The organism is Micromonospora sp. NPDC051300 (assembly GCF_044455315.1).
GTDB classification, from domain to species: domain Bacteria; phylum Actinomycetota; class Actinomycetes; order Mycobacteriales; family Micromonosporaceae; genus Micromonospora; species Micromonospora robiginosa.
In genome coordinates, this window is record NZ_JBITEP010000061.1 from 1 (window position 1) to 7,462 (window position 7,462).

At 72.6% G+C, this 7,462-nt stretch carries 4 protein-coding genes and 1 pseudogene; 3 read left to right on the plus strand and 2 right to left on the minus strand.

The features are described from left to right. Positions 1-115: 115 nt before the first annotated feature. Positions 116-1,045: a PfkB family carbohydrate kinase gene (locus tag ACIA5A_RS30710; RefSeq protein WP_396768256.1), complete on the minus strand. Its 930-nt coding sequence runs from the start codon at positions 1,043-1,045 to the stop codon at positions 116-118. 313 nt (positions 1,046-1,358) lie between these two features. On the opposite strand from ACIA5A_RS30710, the gene ACIA5A_RS30715 reads away from it, so the two are divergent. Next, positions 1,359-2,516 (plus strand): lytic polysaccharide monooxygenase, encoded by a 1,158-nt coding sequence (locus tag ACIA5A_RS30715; protein WP_396768261.1) that lies wholly within the window; start codon positions 1,359-1,361, stop codon positions 2,514-2,516. A gap of 58 nt (positions 2,517-2,574) precedes the next feature. Here the strand turns inward: ACIA5A_RS30715 and asnB are convergent, their stop codons facing one another. Next, entirely contained in the window at positions 2,575-4,536 is a 1,962-nt protein-coding gene (asnB, locus tag ACIA5A_RS30720; protein WP_396768258.1) for an asparagine synthase (glutamine-hydrolyzing), read from the minus strand. 113 nt (positions 4,537-4,649) lie between these two features. Between asnB and ACIA5A_RS30725 the strand changes: the two genes are divergently transcribed. Both ACIA5A_RS30725 and ACIA5A_RS30730 read left to right on the plus strand, forming a co-directional pair. Further along, positions 4,650-6,125: an aminopeptidase P family protein gene (locus ACIA5A_RS30725; RefSeq protein ID WP_396768260.1), complete on the plus strand. Its 1,476-nt coding sequence runs from the start codon at positions 4,650-4,652 to the stop codon at positions 6,123-6,125. Positions 6,126-6,346: 221 nt separating this feature from the next. Next, positions 6,347-7,462 (plus strand): annotated as a pseudogene (locus ACIA5A_RS30730) (hypothetical protein); the annotation flags it as partial.

Below are 7,462 nucleotides of genomic sequence, written 5' to 3' on the forward strand. Positions count from 1 at the left end.
TGGGAAATCCGCGACGACATCCACGAAGCCTTCCTCAGCCTCGCCTGCTCCCTCATCTGCTGGCGCCAACTCCAACGCAACCAGAGTTAGGAGTTCTAAGAAGGGGCCCCGCCTTTCACGGGAAGCGGGCGGTGACGGCGGCGCGGGTGGGCATGGCGGTGGCGCCGCCGGGTGACTCGCAGACCAGGCCGGCGACCCGCAGCGCGAACGCCACCCGCTCGCGCCAGCAAGCGGCGTCGGCCGGCTCGCCGGCGACGAGCAGCTCGGCCACCAGCGCGCCCATCACCGAGTCGCCCGCGCCGGTGGCGTCCACCGCGTCGACGGTCGGCGCGGGCACCCGCACCACGTCGTCGCCGGCCGCGACCAGCGCGCCGTCCGCGCCGAGCGTCACCACCACGGTGGTCGCGCCCAGCTCCCGCAGGTACGCGGCGACGCCCGCCACCGGCTCGTCCGGGTAGAGCACCCGGGCGTCCGCGGCGCTCAGCTTCACCAGGTGGGCCGCGGCGGCGAACTCGGCGACCACGCCCCGCAGCGCGTCGAGCGCGCCGGGCGCGGTGAGCAGGCTGGGGCGCACGTTCGGGTCGAACACCCGCAGCCCGCCGGCGATCGCCCAGGCCCGGCGGGCGGCGGCCAGCACCGGCGGGTCCAGCAGCACGATCGAGCCGCAGTAGAGCACGTCCGCGCCCTCGACAAGCGCCACGTCCAGGTCGTCCGGACCGAGCAGGGCGTACGAGCGCGGCTCGCCGTAGAACCGGAACTCCGGCTCCGGGCCGGCGAAGGTGGCCACCGCCAGCGCGGTCGGCACGGGCACGGTCACCGCCCCGGCCACGCCCACGCCGGCGGCGGTGAGGAAGGCGCGGATCCGGCCGGCCAGCGCGTCGTCGCCGAGCGAGCCGACGAACTGCACGTCCCCGCCGAGGCGGGCGATCGCCACCGACACGTTGAGCGGCCCGCCGCCGACCGCCTGCCGGTAGACGGGTTCTCCGTCGTGCTCGGCGTCGAGCAGGTCGACCAGCGCCTCGCCGAGCACCACCGCGTACCCCATCCTGGCTCCCCTCGTTGTCCTCCCCCGATCCTGACGCACGGCGACCGGCGACGCGACGCGACCCAAGGCATCGACCGACGGCTATTGCGTGCGGCGACCGGACGTGATGGGATGGCGCTACCGGGAGGGCGCGGTGGGCTGCCGCGTCGCCGGGTCGAGCCGACGCGAGGGCATCCCCGGTCCGTGGCACGGACCGCAGGCGGTGCGCGTCCCCGAAGGCCCCGGCCGACCGCCGGGCGCGGGCACCGCGATGATCGCATCCGCTCGTCGCAGCGGGGCGGGCCGAAGCGGGCCACGCTCCGCGAGTCAGGAGATTCCCGTGCACCGATCCCGTACGGCCGCGCTCGTCACCGCGGCCCTCACCCTGGCCGTGGGCGCGTTCGCCCTGGCCTCCGGGCCCGACCCGGCCGCCGCGCACGGCGCGGCCATGACGCCGGGCGCCCGCACCTACCTGTGTTGGAAGGACGGCCTCTCCGGCACCGGTGAGATCCGGCCCAACAACCCCGCCTGCGCGTCGGCAGTCGCGGAGAACGGGGCGAACTCGCTCTACAACTGGTTCAGCGTGTTGCGCTCCGACGCGGGCGGCCGGACCACCGGGTTCATCCCCGACGGCAAGCTGTGCAGCGGCGGCAACCCCGGCTTCAGCGGCTACGACGCGGCCCGCACCGACTGGCCGGTCACGCACCTGACGGCCGGGCGGTCGATCGAGTACCGCTACAGCAACTGGGCCCACCACCCGGGCACGTTCTACTTCTACGTGACCAAGGACAGCTGGTCTCCGACCCGGCCGCTGGCCTGGAGCGATCTGGAGGCGCAGCCGTTCCTGCAGGTGACCAACCCGCCGCAGCGCGGCGCGGTGGGCACCAACGACGGCCACTACTACTTCACCGGCAACCTGCCGGCCAACAAGAGCGGCCGGCACATCATCTACTCGCGCTGGGTCCGCTCGGACAGCCAGGAGAACTTCTTCGGCTGCTCCGACGTGACGTTCGACGGCGGCAACGGCGAGGTCACCGGCATCGGCTCGGGCGGCAACCCGACGCCGACGCCGACGAACCCGGGCCCCACGCCCACCAACCCCACGCCGACGCCGACCAACCCCAACCCGACGCCGACCAACCCCACGCCGACGCCGACTTCGTCGCCGACCATGCCGCCGCCCGGCAGCGGCACCTGCATGGCGGTCTACAAGGTGGTCAGCGCCTGGGGCGGCGGCTTCCAGGGCGAGGTCGAGATCATGAACCACAGCACCCGGACGTTCGCCGGGTGGACCGCGAGCTGGACCTGGCCCAGCGGTCAGACCATCAACCAGGTGTGGAACGGCACGCTGAGCGGCAGCGGGGCGTCGGTGACGGTCACCAACGCCTCCTACAACGGCAGCGTCCCACCCGAGGGCAGGACCACGTTCGGCTTCACCGCGAACGTCTCCGGCCAGAACACGCTACCCACGGTCACCTGCGCCGGTCGGTGACACCGCAGTAGAGAAGGGCCCCCGGCAGTACGCCGGGGGCCCTTCCGCACGCTCCGGGTCAGCGGACCATGCTGCCCACGACCGGCTTGGTGAGCAGCGCGGACTGGTTGCGCTGGATGCCCGGGTCGAGCGTCTTCGCCACGAAGATGGCGTGCCAGATGCAGAAGATCAGCACGGTCCACACCTTGCGGGAGTGGTCCGCCTCCTCCCGCTTGTGCTCCTCCAGCAGCCGCATCGCGTACGACAGGTCGATCAGGTCGCCGGCGCCCGAGGTGGACAGCACGTGCCGGGCCCACTCGTACATCTCGCCGCGCAGCCAGACCCGGGTCGGGGTCGGGAAGCCCAGCTTCTTGCGGTTGACGATGGCCGGCGGCACCACGCCCTGCAACGCCTGGCGCATGGCGTACTTGGTGGCCTCGGAGCGCGGCGGGAGCTTCAGGTCGACCGGGATGCCGGCGGCGACGTTGAACACCTCCCGGTCCAGGAACGGCACCCGGACCTCCAGCGAGTGCGCCATCGAGATCCGGTCCGCCTTGACCAGGATGTCGCCGCGCAGCCAGGTGTAGAGGTCGACGTACTGCATCTTGGTGACGTCGTCCAGCTCGGTGCACTCGGCGTAGATCGGCGCGGTCACGTCGGTGTAGCGCACCGAGGGGTCGTAGCGGCGCAGCAGGTGCTGCTTCTCCTCCTCGGTGAACATCCGGGCGTTGCCGTAGTAGCGCTGCTCGATCGGGGTGGTGCCGCGCTCCAGGAAACTCTTGCCCTTGACCCCCTGCGGGATCGCCCTGGAGACCGCGCGCAGACCCTTCTGCACGCCGTCCGGCAGGCCGTTGACGCCGCTCAGCGACAGCGGCTCGCGATAGATCGTGTAGCCGCCGAAGAACTCGTCCGCGCCCTCGCCGGAGAGCACCACGGTGACGTGCTCGGCGGCCTTCTTCGCCACGAAGTAGAGCGGCACCAGGGCCGGGTCGGCGACCGGGTCGTCCAGGTGCCAGACGATCTTCGGCAACGCGTCGATCATGTCCTGCGGCCCGATCTTGGTCGGGATCGTGGTCACGTCGAGGTGCCGGGCCGACTCCTGGGCCACGTCGATCTCGGAGTAGCCGGGCACGTCGTAGCCGACCGTGAAGGTGAGGATGTTCGGGTTGAACTCCCGGGCCAGCGCCACCACGGCGGTGGAGTCGATGCCGCTGGACAGGAACGAGCCCACCGGCACGTCCGAACGCATGTGCATCCGGACGCTCTCCCGCAGCGTCTCCCGGATGTCGTGGTAGAGCCGCTGCTCGTCGGAGACCGGGGCGGGCCGGAACACCGGCCGGTACCACCGGCGCACGTCGATCCGGCCGTCCGGGCTCCACGTGAGGTACTCCCCCGAGCCGATCCGGCTGATCCCCTTGTGCAGCGTGCCGGGCTCGGGGACGTACTGCAGGGTCAGGTAGTGGCTCAGGTTGGCGGTGTCGATCCCCGCGTCGCCCTGGTAGGCGGAGTGCGCGAACGGCAGCAGCGCCTTCTTCTCCGAGGCGAGGTAGAGCCCGTCCTGGGTCTGGAGGTAGTGCAGCGGCTTGATGCCGAAGTAGTCGCGAGCGCCGAACGCCCGCCGCTCCTGCCGGTCCCAGATCACGAACGCGAACATGCCGCGCAGCTTGGTGAGCACCTGCTCACCCCAGTAGTGGTAGCCGGCGACGATCACCTCGCCGTCGCCGTTGGTGGCGAACTGGGCGCCGTAGTCCCGGATCAGCTCGTCGCGCAGCTCGATGTAGTTGTAGATCTCGCCGTTGAAGGTGAGCAGGTAGCGCCCGCCCGCGTAGGGCAGGGGCTCGTGGCTGAGCGCCACGTCGATGATCGCCAGCCGCTTGTGCGCGAACACGCCGTCCGCGTACCGGCCGGAGGCGTCGCCGACCACCTCGACCCCGGTCTCGTCCGGGCCACGGTGGTGCAGGCACTCCAGTGCGCCGGCGATGTGGTCGCGGTGGGCGGCGGCGTCGCCGCGCGCGCTGAAGAAGGCCAGGAGTCCGCACATGACGGCCATCTTTCCACGCGCCGGAAGCCGCCGTCGCGGCACCGCAGGCACTCCCCGCCGTCGTGCGCGCGGTACCGTCGGGACCAGCGACGAGGCTCAGGGAGGGGCGGATCATGGCCGAGGATCGGACGCAGCAGGGCAAGCCGGCGGACGGCACGGAGTCGCACGACCCGGACTTCCCGGAGGCGTTCCTGTCGTTCATGCGGCAGGGTTGGCGGGACACCGAGCTGTCGGTCACCCCGCGCCCGGAGGCGCCCAACCACGCCAAGCGGCGGGCCGCGCTGGCCGAGGCATTCCCGGGAGAGACGCTCGTCATCCCCACCGGCACCGAGAAGGTCCGGGCCAACGACACCGACCATCGGTTCCGGCCGGGCAGCGACTTCGCGTACCTGACCGGCGACATGGAGCCCGACAGCGTCCTGGTGCTGCGGCCGGGCGGTGAGGCCACGCTGTTCATGCGGCCGCGGTCGTCGCGGGCGACCGACGAGTTCTTCCGCAGCCGCCACGGCGAGCTGTGGGTGGGCCGTCGGCCGACGTTGCGCGAGAAGTCGACCGAGCTGGGCCTGCCGACGGCCGACCTGAGCGAGCTGGACGCGGCGCTGGCCGAGCTGGCCCCGGCGCGGACCCGGGTGCTGCGCGGCTTCGACGCCCGGGTGGACGCCGCGGTGCGCCGCTACGACGGGCCGCGGGCCGAGGGTCAGCCGGGCCGCGACCGCGAGCTGGCCATCGCGATCTCCGAGCTGAAGCTGGTCAAGGACGAGTGGGAGATCGCTCAGCTCCAGGAGGCGTGCGACGCCACGGTGCGCGGCTTCGAGGACGTGGCGCGGGCGCTGCCGGCCGACCGGGCGGTGTCGGAGCGGCTGCTGGAGGGGATCTTCGCGCTGCGGGCCCGGCACGACGGCAACGACGTCGGCTACGGCTCGATCGTCGGGGCCGGCGAGCACGCCACGATCCTGCACTGGGTGCACAACCACGGCGCCACCCGTCCGGGTGACCTGCTGCTGATGGACATGGGGGTGGAGAACCGCAACCTCTACACCGCCGACGTGACCCGGGTCCTGCCGGTCGACGGCCGGTTCACCCCGTTGCAGCGCCAGGTCTACGACGCGGTCCACGCCGCGCAGCAGGCCGGCATCGACATGTGCCGGCCCGGGGTCGGGTTCCGCGACGTCCATCTCGCGTCGATGCGGGTGCTGGCCGAGGCGCTCAAGGATCTCGGGCTGCTGCCGGTGAGCGTGGACGAGGCGATGGACCCGGCCTCCACGGTCTACCGCCGCTGGACGCTGCACGGCACCAGCCACATGCTCGGCCTGGACGTGCACGACTGCGCGAACGCCCGCAAGGAGACCTACCGCGACGGTCCGCTCGGCGAGGGCTACGTGCTGACGGTCGAGCCGGGGCTCTACTTCCAGCCGGAGGACGAGTTGGTCCCCGAGGAGCTGCGCGGCATCGGCGTGCGGATCGAGGACGACATCCTGGTGACCGCCGACGGCCCGGTGAACCTCTCGGCCGGGCTGCCGCGGGGCTCCGACGAGGTGGAGACCTGGCTGGCCGAGCAGCGCGAGGCGGGTCCGCGCCTGCCCGGCTGACCTCTCCGGCCGACCGACCGTCCTCGGCGGGCCCGCACCGACGTCACGGTGCGGGCCCGCCGCTTTGCATCCCTTTACGCGTAGTTTCTTCTGATAAAGCCTTCTCGCGAGGATCCTTCTCCTACGGTGTCGATCAGGGGCTACCACCCGTTTGTAGCCGCTCGCTCCCCCTGGGGCGATCCGATCCGTTTGGGGAGAAACCGAAAGGGCGGAAGGCTCTCATGTCCGACGAGGCAACGACACCCGACGGCGGCGCGCCGACGGCAGTCCCGCCGACGGCCACCCCGCCGACCAGCAGGCGGCGGGCACTCTGGGTCGCCACCGGCGTGGCCGGGCTGACCGGCGTCGTCGGCCTGGCGGCGCTCGGTGGTCTGGCCGCCCGCGACGACAAGGCCGGCGGGCCGGAGCGGGCGGCGGACAACCGCGCCGCCGCGTCCCGCGACGGCGACGACGCCCACGGGGGCGCCCGACCGGGCGAGGACGGCGACGACCGGGGCGGCGAGGAGGACCACGGCGGGGCCCGCGAGATCCCCTGCGACGACGACGCCCTGGTCGACGCGCTGGAGCTGGCCAACCGTGACCACGGCGGCACCCTGAAGCTCGCCGAGAACTGCACCTACGAACTCCGCGTCGAGGACCGCGCGGTCGGCGGCGGCCTCCCGGAGATCACGCAGGACGTCACCATCAGGGGCAACGGCTCCACCATCGCGCGCGACGCCGAGGACGCCTTCCGGATCTTCCGCGTCGCCGGTGGCGGGCACCTCACCCTCGACGACCTCACCATCTCCGGCGGGAACGCCGCCGAGGCCCGACTCCCGGGCCGCGGGGACGGGAAACGGGGCGAGGGCGACGGCGGCGCGCTGCTGGTCGAGCGGGGCGGCAAGGCCCACCTGTCCGACGTGACGCTCACCGGAAACAACGCCGAGCACGACGGCGGCGCGGTGGCCAACTACGGCCGGGTGTGGCTGACGGGGAGCACCGTCGTCGGCAACCACGCCCAGGGCGACGGCGGTGGCATCGTCAACCACGGCCTCCTCACGATCGAGGAGTCGCACGTCGACCGCAACACGGCCGCCGGCAGCGGTGGTGGCGTCGCCAACGGCGGCGAGGGGCGGCGCGGCCAGGGTGCGCCGGTCGCGCTCACCGCCCTGGGCCTGGGCGAGCACGGCCGGCGCGACGCCGGCACCGTGGAGATCGTCGGTGCCCGGGACGGCAAGGACGCGTCGCGGAGCACGCTGGACGACAACCGGGCCGGGAAGAACGGTGGTGGCCTGTTCAGCAGCGGCGGCTACGTCACCGTCTCCTTCACCCACGTCACCGGCAACACCGCCTGCGAG